Source organism: Enterococcus sp. SMC-9 (assembly GCF_021011285.1).
In the GTDB taxonomy this organism is placed as follows: Bacteria; Bacillota; Bacilli; order Lactobacillales; family Enterococcaceae; genus Enterococcus_C; species Enterococcus_C montenegrensis.
Map to the genome: position 1 here is coordinate 35,080 of NZ_JAILYE010000002.1, position 17,592 is coordinate 52,671.

Sequence of the window (17,592 nt, forward strand, 5' to 3'; positions counted from 1 at the left end):
TTTCAAGTAACTTACTGTAAGAAAAGCGCAACAAACCAACCTGTTTGCCAGCTTTAGACAAGTCCTTGTGCTAACATTGCTTTTGCTACTTTAGCAAAACCGGCAATATTGGCTCCCATCATTAAATTATCTTTCTTACCGTAACGTTCCGCCGTATCCCGACAATTTTGATAGATATTTAACATAATTGCATCCAACTGGCGATCAACTTCTTCTTTACTCCATTGTTGCCGTTGTGAATTTTGCGCCATTTCTAACGCTGAAACGGCTACCCCGCCAGCGTTAGCTGCTTTGCCTGGGCAATAGAAAATATTTTGTTCAATAAAATATTCCGCAGCTTCCATCGTACATGGCATATTGGCACCTTCTGCGACTACCTTCACGCCATTATCAGCCATTAATTTTGCTTTTTTAATATCAATTTCATTTTGCGTAGCACATGGTAGGGCAATATCTGCTTTAACTTCACTATCCCAGACTGATTCTCCGTCAAAATATTGCGCATTCGAGCGATTTTTAACATAAGCTGTTAAACGTTCCCGCTGAACTTCTTTGACCTCTTTTAATAAGTCTAAGTCAATGCCTTCTGGATCATAAACATAGCCACTAGAATCAGAGACAGTCACGGCTTTTGCACCAAGTTCCATTAGCTTTTCAATCGCATAAATCGCTACATTTCCGCTCCCTGAAACAATAACTGTTTTATCTTTAAAGCTGTCTTTTTTATCTTCTAATAAATGTTTGACATAATAAACGACACCATAACCGGTTGCTTCAGTCCGCCCCTTACTTCCCCAAAATTCCAAGGGTTTTCCAGTTAAAACCCCAGCATCGTATTGCTTTAAGCGTTTATATTGGCCAAACAAGTAACCAATTTCTCTAGCGCCAACACCAATATCTCCAGCTGGAACATCTGTATCTGGGCCAACGTGTTTGGCAAGTTCCGTCATGAAACTTTGACAAAAACGCATGATCTCATTATCAGATTTACCTTTAGGGTCAAAATCAGCACCGCCTTTACCACCACCGATTGGCAAATCTGTCAAACTATTTTTAAAAATTTGTTCGAAAGCTAAAAATTTTAAAATACTTAAATTCACACTTGGATGAAAACGCAAGCCACCTTTATATGGTCCCAACGCCGAGTTGAATTGAATCCGGTAACCACGGTTTACTTGCCAATTTCCGTTGTCGTCTTGCCACGGTACACGAAATTGGATTACGCGTTCTGGCAACGTAATCAGTTGTAGCAAATTATTTTTTTGATACTCATCATGTTCTGCTAAAAAAGGCTCAATGGTTGAGAAAAATTCATCTACAGCTTGTAAAAATTCTGTTTGATCACGATCTTTTTCGTGAAGACTTTGTTGGACTTGTTGAATATACTCTTTTGCGTTTGTCATAATTTCCCTCCAAGTAAAATATTTGTCACGTTTTTATTTTACCAAAAAACGTCCTTATCGTCAGAATTATTTGATAATAGAACAAACTTAAAAACTATGCTACACTTTTGCCAGAGGTGAAATCATGGAAAAAAATTACGATGTAATTGTGATCGGAGCAGGGCCGGCTGGCATGATGGCAGCCATTAGTGCAGCTGAAAATGATGCAGAAGTTTTATTAGTAGAAAAAAACAAACGCCTGGGTAAAAAAATGCTCTTAACCGGCGGCGGTCGCTGTAATGTGACGAATAATCGCCCCGTTGATGATTTAATTACCCACATTCCGGGTAACGGAAAATTTTTATATAGTACCTTTGCACAATGGAACAATACTGATATTATGGAATTTTTTAGCAGTCGCAATGTAGCGCTAAAAGAAGAAGATCACGGACGGGTATTTCCTGTTACCGACCGCGCTAAAACAATCGTCGATGCCTTATATGAAGAGTTAAAACGCCTTCACGTTACCGTTTTAACTAATACTAGCGTTACCAAGTTGGTTCATGATGACACACAAGTTTATGGGATTCGTTGTGATAAAGAAGAATTTAACGCACCTTGTATCATTATTACAACTGGCGGTAAAACCTATCCTGGAACTGGTTCTACCGGGGATGGTTATAAAATGGCCAAATCCTGCGGACATACGGTTACCCCTCTTTTTCCAACTGAGGCTCCATTAATTTCAGATGCTGCATTTATTCAAAGCAAAACTTTGCAGGGTCTATCCTTACAAGACGTTAAATTAAGTGTTTTAGCGGGCAAAAAAATTGTAACGAGTCATACAATGGATTTACTTTTTACGCATTTTGGTCTCTCTGGTCCAGCTGCTCTTCGCTGTTCCTATGCAATAAATCAAGAACTGCGTAACGGTGCCCCACATGTTCCAGTCTGCTTGGATTGTTTTCCTAAACAAACCAATGCAGAGCTGTTAGCGGACTTATCCTTACGATTGGAAACGAAAAAGAGCTTAAAGAATGCCTTATCACAGTGGTTACCAGAACGCCTATTGCAATTTTTTCTTAATCAATTAGATTTAAATGATATGACTGCTGACAAAGTGACTGTAGACCAATTGGAAAAATTAGTCTTACTTGCCAAAAATTTTGAAGTTCCCATTATTCGTACTTTTGCACTGGAACGTGCTTTTGTTACTGGTGGTGGCGTAAATTTAAAAGAAGTGATTCCAAAAACTTTAGCAAGTAAACTTTGCCAAGGACTATTTTTTGCCGGTGAAGTATTGGACGTCAATGGTTATACGGGCGGCTATAATATTACAACTGCTTTATGTACAGGCCATGTAGCTGGCAAAAATGCAGCAGAAGTTGCCAGCTGGCAAAAATATTAATCAGAAAAGTGCGTAAACTTCCCCTAACGCTAACATAAGCGCGAAATTTTTGGAGAGTTAAGAAAAAAAAAGAGGTCGTTTGCAAAACTAGACATAAACAACCTGTTGTCATCAGGTGATTTATTCATGTGAAAACTTCATACTTTTCTGATGGCTTACAAAAAAACACGATGTCAGGTGTGTAAAAATCTCAAACTCAAGCTGTTAGATTTTTGCTCTAACTTTTTGAACTCGGGATAAGTCTGATATCGTGTTATTTATCTATTCGATTAAATCAACAAGTTCTCCTTGTACTAACCCTTCTAAATCACCCACAGCAATTTCTAGTTGCAAGCCACGCTTGCCTGCAGAAATTATTATAGTAGGAAATGTTTTTGCAGTTTGATCAATAAAAGTTGGAAACAACTTTTTCATGCCAATTGGCGAACAACCACCTCGAATATAACCCGTTGTTTGTTCCAAGTCTTTTAAATGTATCATGTCAACTTTTTTATTGCCACTGGCTTTAGCCAGTTTTTTTAAATCCAGCTCATGATTACCTGGAATTACTGCGACAATTACACCGGTCTTATTGCCGATAGCTACCAACGTCTTAAAAACTTGAGCGGGGTTTTGACCTAATTTTGTCGCTACCTCTGCTGCGCCTAAATGATTTTCACTCCACTCATAAGAATACTCATGATAGGCAATTTTTTTTTGCTCCACCAAGCGAATAGCATTCGTTTTAACTACTTTCTTTTTTGCCACAACAACTCACTCCTCTAGTGACAAGGCCGCTAAAATTCGGGACATTTCTGTAATATCGATTTGCCCTGGTGCAGAACTTTCTTCTAATGCGGCAAATGTCATGACTGACCCCATCAACTCACCTGCAACCCGCGTAATTTTACCTAAATCCCCCATGGCAATTAAAATAAGCGGTACACTAGCTAAGCCCTGCATTTTTTGAGAAAGGCCCATAATTTGCAATACATCTTTTAAAGAATGGGGCATTACCGCAATTTTTCCAAAATCAGCATCAAACTGGCGCATTACGCCTAATTTCATGACTAATTCTCCATCAGCTGGCGTTTTGTCAAAATTATGGCTACTCAAAAGCAGTGCTGTTTTTTGTTTTTTTAACTGATTTAAAAAGCCTCGGCCTAAAAACTCAGCTCGCTCCAATTCCACATCAACAATATCAACCAAGCCGCTTTCGGCTACCGCAACATAAAGATTTTGGTATTCCCGTAACGATAAGTCAGCTTTTCCGCCTTCTTTTAATGTTCGGAAAGTAAATAGGAGAATTTTATCTTGTAACGCTGTTTTAAGATGAGATAAAACTTCTAATACAGCGCTTTGATTTGAAAAGTCTGTAAAATAATCCACACGCCATTCTACTACTTCACAAACTGAAGTTGCTGCCAATTGTGCTTGTGCTAAGAGTGTTTGACTATCTTTACCGGTAAGTGGCACACAAATTTTCGGCACGCCCTTACCAAAGGTTACATTTTTTAACGTGACTTGCATTTTTTTCGCCCCTTTTAACATTCATTTTCATTCTCAGCCGTAACTGAGGTCTGTTATTGTTTCACTTGATAAATTAAAACTTTCAAATAATTGCCCTCTAAAAATGTTTGGCTTATATGAAAATCAGCTGGCAAACGTTTTATGTCCAATAATTTGTAGTCAACCTTGGCAGTAACAAACTCTTTTTCAATCATCTGTTGGAATTTCTCTAAGGTAACATTAGCCGTATTGGCAGAGGCGATGATGATTCCTTCATCCGTCAAAATTGGCAGACTGTCAGCAATTAACTGACCGTAATTATTTTTTACTTTAAAAACCTGCTTTTTATTGCGGGCAAAACTTGGCGGATCTAAGACAATTACATCGTATTTCAACCCTTTTTTTAAAGCATAGGAAAAATAATTGAAAACGTCCATCACATGAATTTTTTGTGCTGCTAAGTCAAGTCCATTTACCTCAAATTGCTCCCTTGTTTTTGGCAAACTACGCTTGGCCAAATCAACGCTTGTTGTATGAAGCGCTCCCCCCATAGCTGCCGCGATTGAAAATGCTCCTGTATAACTAAACATATTTAAAACCGTTTTTCCAGCTGCTAGACCATCTACTAAAAGTCCCCGTACTTGTCGCTGATCTAAAAAGATTCCTGTCATTAACCCTTCATTTAAATAGGTCGCAAAATTGACAGAGTTTTCTTTTACAATTAACGGTTCTGGTGCTTTTTTGCCATATACATGTTGCGATTCTGGCAGCTCACTGTGAAAGCGAATCTTCTCATAGGCGCCTAAAACTTCCGGATAAATTTCTTTAAAGGCAGCGAAAATTTTATTTTTTTCTTCATATAAAGTATCGTTGTACCAAGAAAAAACAACATAATGGTCATACCACTCGATTGTAATCCCTCCTAGCCCATCACCTTCACCATTAAAAATGCGAAATGCCGTCGTTTTTTCGTCATTAAAAAATGCTTGGCGAATTGCCTTGGCTTTAGCAAATACCTGAGTATAAAACCTGTGATCAATGGCTTCTTCTTGCCAAGTTAGCGCCCAACCGATACCTTTATTTTGTTTACCAAGATACCCCTTGGCCAAAAAATTGCCTTTTTGATCCATAAAGTCCACCCAGCCGGATTTCGTTTTTAGATCTGTGGCAATATCATCTGCTTGAATTAATGGATAGTGTTGACGTAATTTTTTAACGCCGAATTTATTAATTTGAATTTTCATACTTTCACCTGCTCTTCTTTCAAAAAAAGTATAGCAAAAATAACAGCATTTGTCTGTGCTTTATGAAGTTAAAGAATTACTTAATTAATTGGCCTTATCACAATTTCAATTGACAGAAAAAAATCAGATTAGTAAAATGTAAACAGTGTATATTTTCATTTTTTCATTACAGCTTGCAAAAGCAGACTTGGAAAAGGAAGGATAAAACAGTGAAAAATATTAAAACTCCCGCTTTCTTAAATAAACGGCTGGGCTTCTTTACCTTATTAGCCGTTCTTTTTTGGGCCAAAAACATTTTTGCCTATTTTGTTGATTTTAACTTAGGCATTGAAAGTATGCGTCAATACTTCATCTTATTCATTAATCCAATCGCGACAACTTTATTCTTGTTGTCCATTGCATTATATGTCAGACGCACAAAAGCTTCTTATATAACTATGATGGTGATTTACTTTTTGATGTCGTTATTGCTTTTTGCTAACGTTTCATATTACCGTGAATTCACCGACTTTATCACAATTAACACCATGCTTGGAGCTGGTAAAGTTGCTAGCGGTTTAGGTGAAAGTGCCATTCGCTTGTTCCGCCCTTATGATTTACTTTACTTCGTTGATATCTTGGTACTTGTTGCCATGTTATTTGCTAAAAAGATTAAGATGGATGATCGTCCCGTTCGCGCGCGGATGGCATTTGCTATCTCCACGTTATCTGTGATGATCTTCTCTGGTAACTTATTCTTAGCTGAAGTTGATCGCCCAGAATTATTAACGCGAACATTCTCTCGTGATTATTTGGTCAAATATTTAGGGATTAACGCTTTTACCGTTTATGACGGTGTTCAAACCTATCAAGCTTCTCAAGTTCGGGCCCAAGCAAGTGCCAATGACATGAAAGAAGCCCAAAGCTATGTCAAAAGTCATTATGCAGCACCAAATAGTGAATACTTTGGGATGGCCAAAGGCAAAAACGTTATTTACATTCATTTAGAAAGTACGCAACAATTTTTAATTGACTACAAATTAAAAGATGCTGAAGGTAAAGAACATGAAGTAATGCCATTTATCAACAGTTTATATCATAGCAAGAGTACTTTTAGCTTTGATAATTTCTTCCATCAAGTGAAGGCCGGAAAAACTTCGGACGCTGAAACATTAATGGACAACTCATTATTTGGTTTAAATCAAGGTGCTTTGATGACCCAATTAGGTGGAAAAAATACTTTCCAATCTGCGCCAAACATTCTAAATCAAACACTTGGATACTCCAGTGCCGTCTTTCATGGTAATGCCGGAACTTTCTGGAATCGAAATGAAACGTATAAACGTTGGGGCTATCAAAACTTCTTTGATGCTTCTTACTACGATGTAAATGACAGTAACTCATTCCAATACGGTTTACATGATAAGCCATTCTTTGAACAATCTGTTAAATACTTGGAACAATTGCAACAACCGTTTTATTCAAAATTTATTGCCGTTTCAAACCACTTCCCTTACTCACAATTTACAAATGATGAAGCAGGTTTCCCAATGGCGGATACAAACGATGAAACAATTAACGGCTACTTCGCTACAGCTAACTATTTAGATCGCGCAGTGGAAGAATTCTTCCATTACTTGAAAGCTAGTGGCTTATATGATAACTCTGTAATTGTTTTATACGGTGATCACTATGGTATTTCAACTTCACGGAATAAAAACTTAGCTGAACTATTAGGTAAAGATAAAGAAACATGGACAGGTTATGACGATGCTCAAATGCAACGGGTTCCTTATATGATTCATATCCCTGGTCAATCAAAAGGTGGCATTAACCATACTTATGGTGGTCAAGTTGATGCCTTACCAACCTTGTTACACTTATTGGGTGTGGATACCAAAGATTACATTCAACTAGGTCAAGACTTACTTTCAAAACAACACGAACAACTTGTAGCTTTCCGCGATGGTGATTTTGTTACTGACAAATACACTTATTACGGTGGAACGCTATACGATAACGCAACTGCTCAAGCGATTACTGCTCCAGATGAACAGTTGAAAACACAAGTTACAAAATGGAAAGATGAAGTTGGGAAACAATTAGCAACTTCTGATCAGATCAATAATGGTGATCTGCTACGTTTTTATACCGGTAGTAACTTAAAAGAATTAGATCCTGAAAAATTCAACTATAAAAATGCTTTGGATCAATTAGGCAAACAAGAAAGCAAATTAGGGAATAAATCAACTAGTGTCTATTCCGAACATGGGAATAAATCAACTCAAGATTTATACCAAACTAAGACCTACAAACAATACGAAGCAGAAGGTCATAAATAATTTATAAAAAGAAGTTTCGGTTTTTAACCGGAACTTCTTTTTTTTGCAAAAACAACTTCATACTTTATTCAAACTCACCTCGTATAATTTTTATGAGGTGAAAAAAATGCGGACAGTTCATTATGCAGTTGCCAGTTTACGTTACCATAAAAAAATCTATCTTCCTTATTTTATCGTACTAGTTCTTTTGACTGTCGCACTATTTTTTGCACTGTGTTTAGTCAATTCAGCTCAGGCCATTTACTATGGTCTCCAAGATTTACTTGCCAACAACCCAATTAATGAAAATAAACAATGGAGCGCCCCACTCCAATTTTTCTTTACACAAATGAAAAATATTTACTGGTTGGTGGTGTTAGGAACAGTCAGTTTGCTAACGCTGTTTACCTTCTTGTTTTCTGGTCATGCTTTTACTCGCCGCAAACGAGAACTACAGACCTTTTTTACTTCAGGTCGCTCTCATTTACGAGTTGCGTTGCAAATTGCTTACGAGTTTGTTTTACCCGCGCTTTTCATTGTTGGCTGTCTAATTTGCCTTGTTTTGATTTTCCAGCCACTAGTACAACGCCTTTGCGAATTGATTCATACCCATACTGCACAAATCATTCGATCCAATGATTTAGCAAATCTAAATAATAATATAAAATTTGGCGTCCGCTTACCAAAGGACTACCCGCTTTTAATTCAGACAGTTTTCATTAGCAATCGTGATTGGCTACAGATCTTTACTAAAACAGCTTGGCAAACGTTACTTTTATTGCTAATTAACTTTGGTATTGGGTTACCCCTTGGGGCTTTATTAGCCAAAATACGCTTATTAAAAAAGAGCATAAATTGATTCGTCATGATTCCATCATTAAGAAGCTATTGAAGTCAATAATTGTTATTTAGTTTGCGCAAAGGCTATTCATGTAAAGTAAAGGAAGTGTTTTTATGGAAAAAATTAGCCAACAAAATTTTAAAGTTTTTTATGGTAGGACGTTATCAGAAGCCCAGCAAAATTTTCAGCGAGAATTACAACGTCTCACAGCAGATGTTGGCAAAATCAGCTTAACTCCTGATTTTATTCCTTACCTTTCGATAACTGAAAATCTATTAATGGGCTTTCCCAATAAGTTTTATAAACAAAAAATTACCGAGCTGCCCTTAGCCAAAGAACTTCAAATCACCGCTGGACTTTTAAATAAAGAAGTCGCAAGCTTAACTATGGTAGAAATCATTCAGTTACAGCTTTTTCGTGCTTTATTAGCAAATAATAAATTTATCTGTTTTGAAGATATCACCACCGCCTTAAATATCCCGCAACGTCAACAACTCTTCAACCTTTTTCGCGATTTGATTGAAAAAGATGACTTGGTAATCTATCTTTTAACCACCGATGAGGCATTAGTCGATAATTTAAAACAAGTAGAACTGTAAGTTACGGTTCTACTTGTTTTAAATTAAATAAGGCTTTAATAATATCCGCAGCTTTTAATCATAAGGAAAGGAAATTAAAATTGCTACTTAAATTTTTGAATTTTCGGCTTATGATCAATAAAGTTAAATAATTATAGTTATAAAAATAGGCGTAAATCCCGCAAAAGCTTCAAGGGGGATTTACTCCTATTTTATTTTTCTTTCGTATCGTCAACAATTTCAACATCTGGGAAAGTAATGGTAAATTTCGTTCCCTCATTTAATTTACTTTCAACTTTGATGGTCCCTTTATGAAGACGCACCAGCTGTTGGACAATTGGTAAACCTAAACCCGATTCACCAAATTTACGATTTTTTCGAGAAGGATCTGCTTTGTAATAACGATCCCAAATGTTACGTTGTTGTTCTTCGGTCATGCCGATGCCAGTATCTTGAATCTCTACGATCGTTTCTAAGTAGCCTTTTTTCAAATTCACATAAATATCGCCATCTTGCGTGAACTGAATAGCATTTTGAATGATGTTGACCACCACTTGAACGAAACGATCATAATCAGCATACACTTCGATGGGTTCTTTAACCTCAAAGTGCAGCTTATCTCCTGCCGCTTCAGCTTTAGCCTCTAATTGGGTTAAAATATTTTTTAAAGCTTCGGTACCATTAAATTTTTTGACTACAATTGAGATTTGATTGGTCCGGATTTTTTCATAGTCCAAATTTTCATTGACGAGACGTATTAAGCGTTCTGTTTCATTTTTCATCAAACGGACTGCATTTCCCTTTTGATTTTCAGGAATGGCGTTGTACTCTAGCCCCTCTAGTAACCCGTTGATGGTAGTTAACGGTGTACGCATTTCATGAGAGGCGTCTGCCATAAACTGTTTACGCCGCTCTTCTTGTCGTTCGATTTCTTCTTGCGATTCCTTTAAAGAGACCGTCATTTTATTAAAATCATCTGCTAGTTCATCAAATTCATCTTTGTCGTGGACAGGTAGCTGTACATCAAAATTGCCACTAGCAATTTCTTTTGTCGCTTTTTTCATACGATTAATCCGCCGCACCTGCATACTCGCGTAAAAATAGCTGATGATTAATGCAATCACACTCGAAATAATAAAACCCTTAAACAAGTTCAAGGTAACTGCGTTCACGCTATCTGAAATGTTTTTTGCCGGCTGCGTCACAATTAGCGCACCGTAAAATTCCCCTTCCAAATTAAAAGGGACCATAGCATAGGAGGTAACTTCATGTTCACCAAATACATTGGTATCTGAAGTTTTTTTCTGTCGCTCGCCAGCTTTTAACGCCGTCCACTGCGTTTTGGTAATCGAAAAATGAACGTTAGCATTCGTGGGGTAGGTAGACTTGCCACTTTTATCCACAAAAACAAAATTAACGTCTTGTTGATTTAACGCAAGTTCTGTAAACATCAAAGAATTATGAAGACTTTCATCTGGCGTTGTAGCCCCAGCATTGGGCAACTCCGCATAGTTTTGCGCAGTTTTAGCCACCGATTCCGCGTAACCGAATAATTGCCGATAATTATTATCTTCCATGGTCTGTTTGGTCAATTGGGTAAAAGAAATACCAACAATTAATAAAATTACGGCAATTACGACCCAAAAAGCCATTAACTGCTGATAAAGGTAGCGCATTATGCCACCCCAGAATCATCAAATTTATAGCCAACACCCCAGACCGTTTGAATCACTTGTGGTCCTACTTTTTCAATTTTTTGACGCAATTTTTTAATATGAGCGTCTACTGTGCGCTCATCCCCAAAGTATTGGTAATCCCAAACTAATTCCAGTAACTGTTCCCGTGAAAAAACTTGACGCGGTTTTTTCGCTAAAGTATAAAGTAAGTCAAACTCTTTTGGTGTCAATCCGTCAATCAGCGTATCATCTAAATAAGCTTCTCTGGTTTTCGTGTTCATTTTGAAGTGTTTTGTGACAATATCAAAAGTCTCATCATCATCTTTTTCTGTAGCTACTTTTTCCGCCAACTCACTACGGCGATGTAAAGCCTTCATACGCGCAATCAGAGTCAATGGACTAAAGGGTTTGGTCACATAATCATCTGCCCCCATCTCTAAGCCAATCACTTGATCACTTTCTGAGTCTCTAGCCGTCAACATGATAATCGGTACAGTCTTGGAAATTTTACGAATTTCCCGCGCCACTGCCATTCCGTCTAAACCGGGTAAATTTAAATCCAAGGTAATCATGTCCCAGTGTCCAGGTTGTGCCAAAAAAGCGTCTAAACCTTCTTGCCCATCGTATTTAAAAGTTGCTTCCCAACCTTCATTTAGAAAAAACATCTGCATCATTTCTGAAACAGCTTCATTGTCTTCAATCATTAAAATATTCATTTTTGTCCCCTACCTTTCCTTGTCTTTTGCTGTATGGCGACGATCAAAACGCTGTAACAGTTCCTCTGTTCCAGCAAAAACACCAATAATCGGTAATGGAATTAAAAGCATTTCCGCAATAAAATAATTGGTATTCCCCGTTTCTTTTAGTAAATATCCAATCAATGTACAAAACAAGCCAATCCCTAATAAAAAAAGGCCATTTATTTTCTGAGCATACCGCCAATTTCCAACATTTTTCTTTGCTAAGATTGAGGGATAGCCGTAAATTGGATTTGGCTTTTTCGCTGGAAATAAAAAGAAACAAAAGCCAATAACCAGCATAATGACGCCAACGTATAAAAAAATCACAACTGCTTCACTCCTTGCCCATAGTATAACTGAAATTTATAAGCAAGACCAACAACTTCACATTTTCTTCAAGCAAGCTTGCCGATTTTTTCACCCTTTGCTAAGAAAAATACAAAGAACACACTTTAGATTTGACTGTTGCCTTTTATATGCGCCAATAACTGTTAAATAGCACTATCAAATCCATTTATAAATCGGCTTTCTAAAAACCACTCCAATTTTTTATTTCGCTTACTTTTCCAGTAAAATTACTAGTAAGCCTGTGATTATTTTGCTAAAGTGATAAGGAAGATTAATTTACTTTTTGGTAGTTTGACTAAAACATATGACCTATGCCTTGTTATCTACCTCAGCTTTATTCAACTCGCAAAAAAGGAGAAATGCAAATGACTTATAAAGCCACTGCTTTTTTTGATTTAGACGGTACTTTACTAGATGATAAATCGCAAGTCCGTCCTGAAATTAAAGACGCCATGACACAATTAAAAGAAAACAACATCTTACCGGTAATCGCAACCGGACGAACTGAAGTTGAAGTTGCAGCGATTATGAAAGAAGCCAATATCGATAGCGATATTATTATGAATGGCGCCTTTATTCGCGTCGCTGGTGATATAATTTTTTCAGATGTATATGATAAAGAACTAATTAAAGAAGTTTACGATGCCGTTAAAGAAAACAACGATGTTATTTCTTTTTACAATGAAAAGGAAATCTGGTGTAATGCGCACAATGAATTTTTGCTAGGTGCCTATGACTTTATCCATACCCCTGTTCCGCCTATTGATCCAGAAGGTTATTTAACCAAACCAGTTAACATGCTCCTTGTCTTAGGCCAAGACAATGACACCTATTACACGAGCCAATTTCCACAACTGAATTTTTATCGCAATACCCCTTTTTCTCTTGATACTGTTAAAAAAACTGTTTCAAAAGGTAACGCTGTAAAAATTCTGCAAGAAAAACTACAATTGACTGACGTTCCTTCTTACGCTTTTGGTGATGGCCCCAACGACTTAGCTCTTTTTGAGGCTTGTGATATTAAAATTGCCATGGGTAATGCAGTTGACGTATTAAAAGAAAAAGCTGATTTTATTACGAAAAAAAATACCGAAGGCGGCATTGTCCATGCCTTAAAACATTTTGAATTAATTTCGTAAAAAAGGTTGCTAGACTTTTCACAGTCTGGCTTTCATGTTATAATTACTTTTGCTGTAATGCCCTTTATTTTGGGGACGTTACGGATTCGACAGGCATAGTTCGAGCTCGAATGGCGCTTCGTAGGTTACGGCTACGTTAAAACGTTACAGTTAAATATAACTGCTAAAAACGAAAACTCTTACGCTTTAGCTGCCTAAAAACAGTTAGCGTAGATCCTCCCGGCATCGCCCATGTGCTCGGGTAAGGGTCTCAAATTTAGTGGGATACACTAAGTTTTTCCGTCTGTAAAACTTAGCAGAGATTATCAGACTAGCAACGTAAAAAGCCTGTCTCTCGGCGTTTTACTAAGCGAATTTCAAAAGAGCGGACTATGAGCGTAGTCTTTTGGGTGGCGATGTGTTTGGACGCGGGTTCGACTCCCGCCGTCTCCATAAAAGAAGTGCAAAATCACAAAAGTGGTTTTGCACTTCTTTTTTTAATCTGCCAGTCATTTTTATTTGGCGCTTGTCATATCAATGAAACATGATTATAAAGTCGAGGCTCTTCAAAACTTTAAATAATCGAGGGTTGATTTTAGCGTTACTTCTTCTTTTTCCATATCGTAAAGCGCAATAATATAAAGCGCATCAAATATAAAACAGATACTACCCATCAAAAGTATATAGATGTTAAAGGACTCGATCACCCCTCCAAGAATTGTGGGGGCAAGTGTACCAATGCATTTGGCTATCGCCATAAGCTTGCTCTGCCCTCGTGTATTTCCACGATTAAACAACATGGCCAGAAACATGATAGACATGGCGGCATTTTGTGCAAAGGCTGAATATTGAGAAGCAGGCACTTTATCAAATTGGAAGTAAAAAGCAAACTGCATGATAAAACAGGATACAAACGCCAAGATGCTAAATGGAATAAAATATTTCTGCGCTTTTTTGGGGAAATATTCACGTCCATATTTGAAATATGTGATAATAATTACTGCGTCCAGCATAGCCCAAATAAGATTTACCACACCTTGAAGCGGTTCTGAGCCAAGAAAAAGTTGGTCAACAGAATAAAGTGTTTCCCATGCAAAATTCAAGCCAAGAGCAAACAGAGGCATAGCATAGGTTTTATCCTTAAATCTACCTCTGATAAGTTCTATATAGACAATCGACCAACAAAGTCCACTAATAATCATAAAAATTGCTTTTACCATTTCCTGCATATCAAATCCTCCTTTTACTACATAACATTCTTAAATATATTGGATATTTCAAGTGCCATGTGAATTGAGTGACCATCTACCAGTTCTTGTGGCGTTGCACTGGGGAAATAAGCACCTGCAAGCATATCAATTCCACCCTTAATCTTTTTTACCTGGTGCATAGCAACCGCATTCTTCTTACTTGGGGAGCTTGTCAAAAACGAGGCACCAATTAACCTTAAATTATGCTCCTTGTCTGTCGGAGCTGGAGCAGGTTCTTTTAATTTGCCAATCATCTGAGTTGGCTTACCATACATACCCATAATTTCTGTTACGCTAGTCATCGTCGCATCAATATGATCAGGATGCATGGCAAGTAAAAACTTTCTTACTTTAATCGCAGAAGCAATAATTTTCAAGTATTTACTGAAGGTTAGTCCTGTAACAATTATGTGGGCACGAGCGGCTTTCTTGCTGTAATCACCATCAGATTTGGCTATAATCTCCGTCCACATTTTATCCGCTTGTCGATACTGTTCATCATAAAGTCTATTCAACTCATCTTTTCCGATACGCAGCTTGTTTGAAAGTAAAATACTGCGCACATTTTCAGGTGATAAAATATCTATCTCACTAGCTGCTATTTCTTTCCCCTGTATATCAAAAAGTTTTGCCCCAAGTTTTTTTAATTCATGCAGTGTATCGTAACAACGGTCAATATATATCTTTTCAAGACTTTGTTGCGTATATTCTTTACCGTCAATAATTACCTTAATTTTTGTTTTCTTCATAATGCTTTTCTTATAATCTCCTTGGCTATATTTTTACATCAGAAACTGCAATGTTTCCCTACAATATAAGTTTTTATCATCATTGACTGAATAGTTAGCATCAATCAATATGATTGGAAAATATTTATAAGCAAATAAAGCAAGTACAGTAGCTATTATTGCTAATGTACTTGCTTATTATTTACAACGGTAAATCTTTTCTCTTAAACCATTCACTTCCGGTTACATATAAAACAATCCCTATCCCAGCTAAAATCACAAAATTTAGGACATAATCACCATTAGAGATGATTGCCTCTGCATCAAATAAACTGTTTAGTGAGAAGTATTTTAAACTTTCTAAATCCGTACTTGTTTCAGAAATCATTTTTAATAGAAAGAAAGTAATTGGAATTCCCGCACCAAACATCATCGAATATTTTGTCAGATTAAAAATACTAGATGCTGCAAACGAAATACTACTTAAAGCAAATAGCAGTAAGAATAATCCAAGATTAATCAACACATATTGTTTAACATTAAAATCAAAGCCATCATCCATATTCAATTCTTGCTGGGCCAATTGTTGTAAAATAGCTTGTTTAAATTGTGCTTTAGGAACACCCGAGGCTTTTTCAGCTGCAGTTAAGGCATCTTCGTCATCTTTTAACTTGTCCATATTTTCTTGAATTTTTTCAGTGTCGATGTTCATGGCTTTGGCAGCGGCAGCCATACCTTTCATCATTTTTTCTTGCAGGGCTTGTGTTTGTTCTTCGCTGGCATTTGCTGCAACGTTCTGCTGAAGTATCGTATGATACTGCTCATTTGTGATATCCATTACTTTAGCCCCAGCGGTTAATGCACCTTCGCTTTTCAAAATCAAAGCTGGATTTTTCTTGACTGTTGTTTTCTTTTTATTCAATTTATCAGCAGAAGCGCTGAAAGCTTCATCCATCATTTTGACGTTTAAATAGGCTTTATAAGTTTCTTGATCAATATCTCGAGCCTCAGCGCCTTTTTTAACAGCTGCTTCATTATCTAAAATTCGGTATAATTGATTTTCCAATTTGTCTTCACTAACATCTAGATATACCGCATTCTCTTTAATATCTGCTGTACGGGCTTCGCTGAACACGCCACCATGAGCAACTTCCGCCGTAACCATCCCTACACCTGTTACTACTGTAACCATTGAGAAAATGGCTAAAATCAAATAGATTGCTTGTGTAGCAACAACAGTTGTTCTTTTGATTGGTGTTGAAAGTGTATAGGCCATTGAGCCACGATCCACTTGAGAGGCAATTAACGAATTTGCGGTGATAATAATATAGATCAATGGTAAAACGATACCCACCATCGCATAGAAGCTGTTACTTAATAATCCTAATATAGAGGTCATCGTTGCTAAACGATCACCAACAATATCTCCCATGCCAGAATTTGAAAGCATTTCAGACATACCTGACATCGTCTTAGGATCATACACAATAATAAATAGACAACTTACAGCGGTCATAACGACCGTAAAAATTATCCAGAGTGGATAATTTGATTTGAAAGTCTGTTTAAAGATAGTTTTGTTAAACATTAATGAAGCCTCCTAGTATAAAGATTTGAAATATTTTTCGAGGGTATATTTCTTTTCAGAAATAAATTTAATTTCATATTTACGAATCCTTCGATTAAATTGATTAATCTCTTGATCGTTGATTTCAATGATTACTTGGTTTTGATTTGGCCGTTTTTCGGTAAATTTGAAGGATTCTGTCAAAAAGTGTTGATAATCAGCACTTGTCTTAAACTCGATTTTGAAAACCTTATCTTGGTTATGTTTAATTTCTTTAGTTTCTTTTACATCAATAATGTGTCCATCTTTGATCATAGCGACCTTGTCACAAGTATCTTCTAATTCTTCAAACATATGAGAAGACATAATAATTGTCTTTCCTTTTTTCTTTTCAGCTTTAATTAAATCAACAAACTCTGCACGCATTAACGGATCAAGCCCAGTTGTCGGTTCGTCCAAAATTAATATTGGTGAATCCGTCATAAAAGCTGCCACAATGGCGGTTTTTTGCTTCATTCCTTTAGACATCCGTTTCAAATTAGCGGAAGGGTCTAGTTGCAGTTTTTTGATAATTTCTTCTGCGTAACGCATGTCTTTTAAGTTTAACAGCTCTGCTCGGCGTTTTAAAAAAGCATTCCCAGTTGGTGCATCTGGAAAGGCAATTTCTCCTGGGACATAACCAACCATTCTTTTGACTTCGGCAGATTGTCCCCAGCAGTCCAGACCATTAATAGTAGCAAAACCTTTAGAGGGTTTCAAAAAGCCCATGAGATGTCGGAGCGTAGTCGTTTTCCCAGCACCGTTTGTTCCAACATAGCCAAAAACTTCGCCTTCTTCAATCGCAATGTTGACATCAAAAATTCCGCGTCCATTACCATAATCTTTGGTAATATGGTTTAAATTAATTAGCGACATAGTAAACAG

At 37.0% G+C, this 17,592-nt stretch carries 16 protein-coding genes and 1 other RNA gene; 6 read left to right on the forward strand and 11 right to left on the reverse strand.

What is annotated here, in order from left to right; all coding sequences use genetic code 11:
* Nucleotides 1-53: 53 nt before the first annotated feature.
* Nucleotides 54-1,403 (reverse strand): NADP-specific glutamate dehydrogenase, encoded by a 1,350-nt coding sequence (gdhA, locus tag K4422_RS02835; RefSeq protein WP_230709048.1) that lies wholly within the window; start codon nucleotides 1,401-1,403, stop codon nucleotides 54-56.
* A gap of 124 nt (nucleotides 1,404-1,527) precedes the next feature.
* Between gdhA and K4422_RS02840 the strand changes: the two genes are divergently transcribed.
* Nucleotides 1,528-2,790 (forward strand): NAD(P)/FAD-dependent oxidoreductase, encoded by a 1,263-nt coding sequence (locus K4422_RS02840; RefSeq protein ID WP_230709049.1) that lies wholly within the window; start codon nucleotides 1,528-1,530, stop codon nucleotides 2,788-2,790.
* 261 nt (nucleotides 2,791-3,051) lie between these two features.
* Here K4422_RS02840 and ybaK read toward each other — a convergent pair whose 3' ends face one another.
* From ybaK to K4422_RS02855, 3 genes are read right to left on the reverse strand one after another with little or no spacing between them, the layout of a single operon-like run.
* Nucleotides 3,052-3,537: a Cys-tRNA(Pro) deacylase gene (gene ybaK, locus K4422_RS02845; RefSeq protein WP_230709052.1), complete on the reverse strand. Its 486-nt coding sequence runs from the start codon at nucleotides 3,535-3,537 to the stop codon at nucleotides 3,052-3,054.
* 6 nt (nucleotides 3,538-3,543) lie between these two features.
* Nucleotides 3,544-4,299 (reverse strand): type I 3-dehydroquinate dehydratase, encoded by a 756-nt coding sequence (aroD, locus tag K4422_RS02850; RefSeq protein ID WP_206904673.1) that lies wholly within the window; start codon nucleotides 4,297-4,299, stop codon nucleotides 3,544-3,546.
* 53 nt (nucleotides 4,300-4,352) lie between these two features.
* Entirely contained in the window at nucleotides 4,353-5,522 is a 1,170-nt protein-coding gene (locus tag K4422_RS02855; RefSeq protein WP_230709054.1) for a class I SAM-dependent rRNA methyltransferase, read from the reverse strand.
* A gap of 209 nt (nucleotides 5,523-5,731) precedes the next feature.
* Between K4422_RS02855 and K4422_RS02860 the strand changes: the two genes are divergently transcribed.
* The 3 genes from K4422_RS02860 (at nucleotide 5,732) to K4422_RS02870 (ending at nucleotide 9,262) form a co-directional block, all read left to right on the forward strand.
* On the forward strand, nucleotides 5,732-7,843 hold the full coding sequence (locus K4422_RS02860; RefSeq protein ID WP_230709055.1) for an LTA synthase family protein: 2,112 nt from the start codon (nucleotides 5,732-5,734) through the stop codon (nucleotides 7,841-7,843).
* Nucleotides 7,844-7,949: 106 nt separating this feature from the next.
* Nucleotides 7,950-8,681 carry a hypothetical protein gene (locus tag K4422_RS02865; RefSeq protein WP_206904680.1) on the forward strand — a complete coding sequence of 244 codons (732 nt, stop codon included), beginning with the start codon at nucleotides 7,950-7,952 and terminating at the stop codon, nucleotides 8,679-8,681.
* A gap of 95 nt (nucleotides 8,682-8,776) precedes the next feature.
* Entirely contained in the window at nucleotides 8,777-9,262 is a 486-nt protein-coding gene (locus K4422_RS02870; protein WP_230709056.1) for a hypothetical protein, read from the forward strand.
* Between the two features lie 191 nt (nucleotides 9,263-9,453).
* Here the strand turns inward: K4422_RS02870 and K4422_RS02875 are convergent, their stop codons facing one another.
* The 3 genes from K4422_RS02875 to K4422_RS02885 are packed head-to-tail and all read right to left on the reverse strand — an operon-like array spanning nucleotide 9,454 to nucleotide 11,984.
* The gene (locus K4422_RS02875) at nucleotides 9,454-10,917 is read right to left on the reverse strand and encodes a sensor histidine kinase (protein ID WP_230709057.1); all 1,464 of its coding nucleotides are present in this window, start codon (nucleotides 10,915-10,917) and stop codon (nucleotides 9,454-9,456) included.
* Complete coding sequence (locus tag K4422_RS02880) at nucleotides 10,917-11,633, reverse strand: response regulator transcription factor (RefSeq protein ID WP_206904686.1); 717 nt, start codon at nucleotides 11,631-11,633, stop codon at nucleotides 10,917-10,919. The genes K4422_RS02875 and K4422_RS02880 overlap by 1 nt, the downstream gene beginning before the upstream one ends.
* 9 nt (nucleotides 11,634-11,642) lie before the next feature.
* A complete protein-coding gene (locus K4422_RS02885) occupies nucleotides 11,643-11,984 on the reverse strand; it encodes an SdpI family protein (protein WP_230709058.1) in 342 nt (113 codons plus the stop codon).
* A gap of 380 nt (nucleotides 11,985-12,364) precedes the next feature.
* On the opposite strand from K4422_RS02885, the gene K4422_RS02890 reads away from it, so the two are divergent.
* Nucleotides 12,365-13,144, forward strand: coding sequence for a Cof-type HAD-IIB family hydrolase (locus K4422_RS02890; protein WP_268990977.1), 780 nt, complete (start codon nucleotides 12,365-12,367; stop codon nucleotides 13,142-13,144).
* A 71-nt stretch (nucleotides 13,145-13,215) separates the two neighbouring features.
* Nucleotides 13,216-13,579, forward strand: a transfer-messenger RNA (tmRNA) gene (ssrA, locus tag K4422_RS02895).
* Between the two features lie 110 nt (nucleotides 13,580-13,689).
* Here ssrA and K4422_RS02900 read toward each other — a convergent pair.
* From K4422_RS02900 to K4422_RS02915, 4 genes are all read right to left on the reverse strand, one after another.
* Nucleotides 13,690-14,352, reverse strand: a complete 663-nt coding sequence (locus K4422_RS02900; protein WP_230709060.1) for a transmembrane-type terpene cyclase — start codon at nucleotides 14,350-14,352, stop codon at nucleotides 13,690-13,692.
* A gap of 17 nt (nucleotides 14,353-14,369) precedes the next feature.
* Nucleotides 14,370-15,122: a hypothetical protein gene (locus tag K4422_RS02905; RefSeq protein WP_230709061.1), complete on the reverse strand. Its 753-nt coding sequence runs from the start codon at nucleotides 15,120-15,122 to the stop codon at nucleotides 14,370-14,372.
* A 181-nt stretch (nucleotides 15,123-15,303) separates the two neighbouring features.
* On the reverse strand, nucleotides 15,304-16,689 hold the full coding sequence (locus K4422_RS02910; protein ID WP_230709064.1) for an ABC-2 transporter permease: 1,386 nt from the start codon (nucleotides 16,687-16,689) through the stop codon (nucleotides 15,304-15,306).
* A 12-nt stretch (nucleotides 16,690-16,701) separates the two neighbouring features.
* Complete coding sequence (locus K4422_RS02915; protein WP_230709067.1) at nucleotides 16,702-17,583, reverse strand: ABC transporter ATP-binding protein; 882 nt, start codon at nucleotides 17,581-17,583, stop codon at nucleotides 16,702-16,704.
* Between the last annotated feature and the right edge of the window lie 9 nt (nucleotides 17,584-17,592).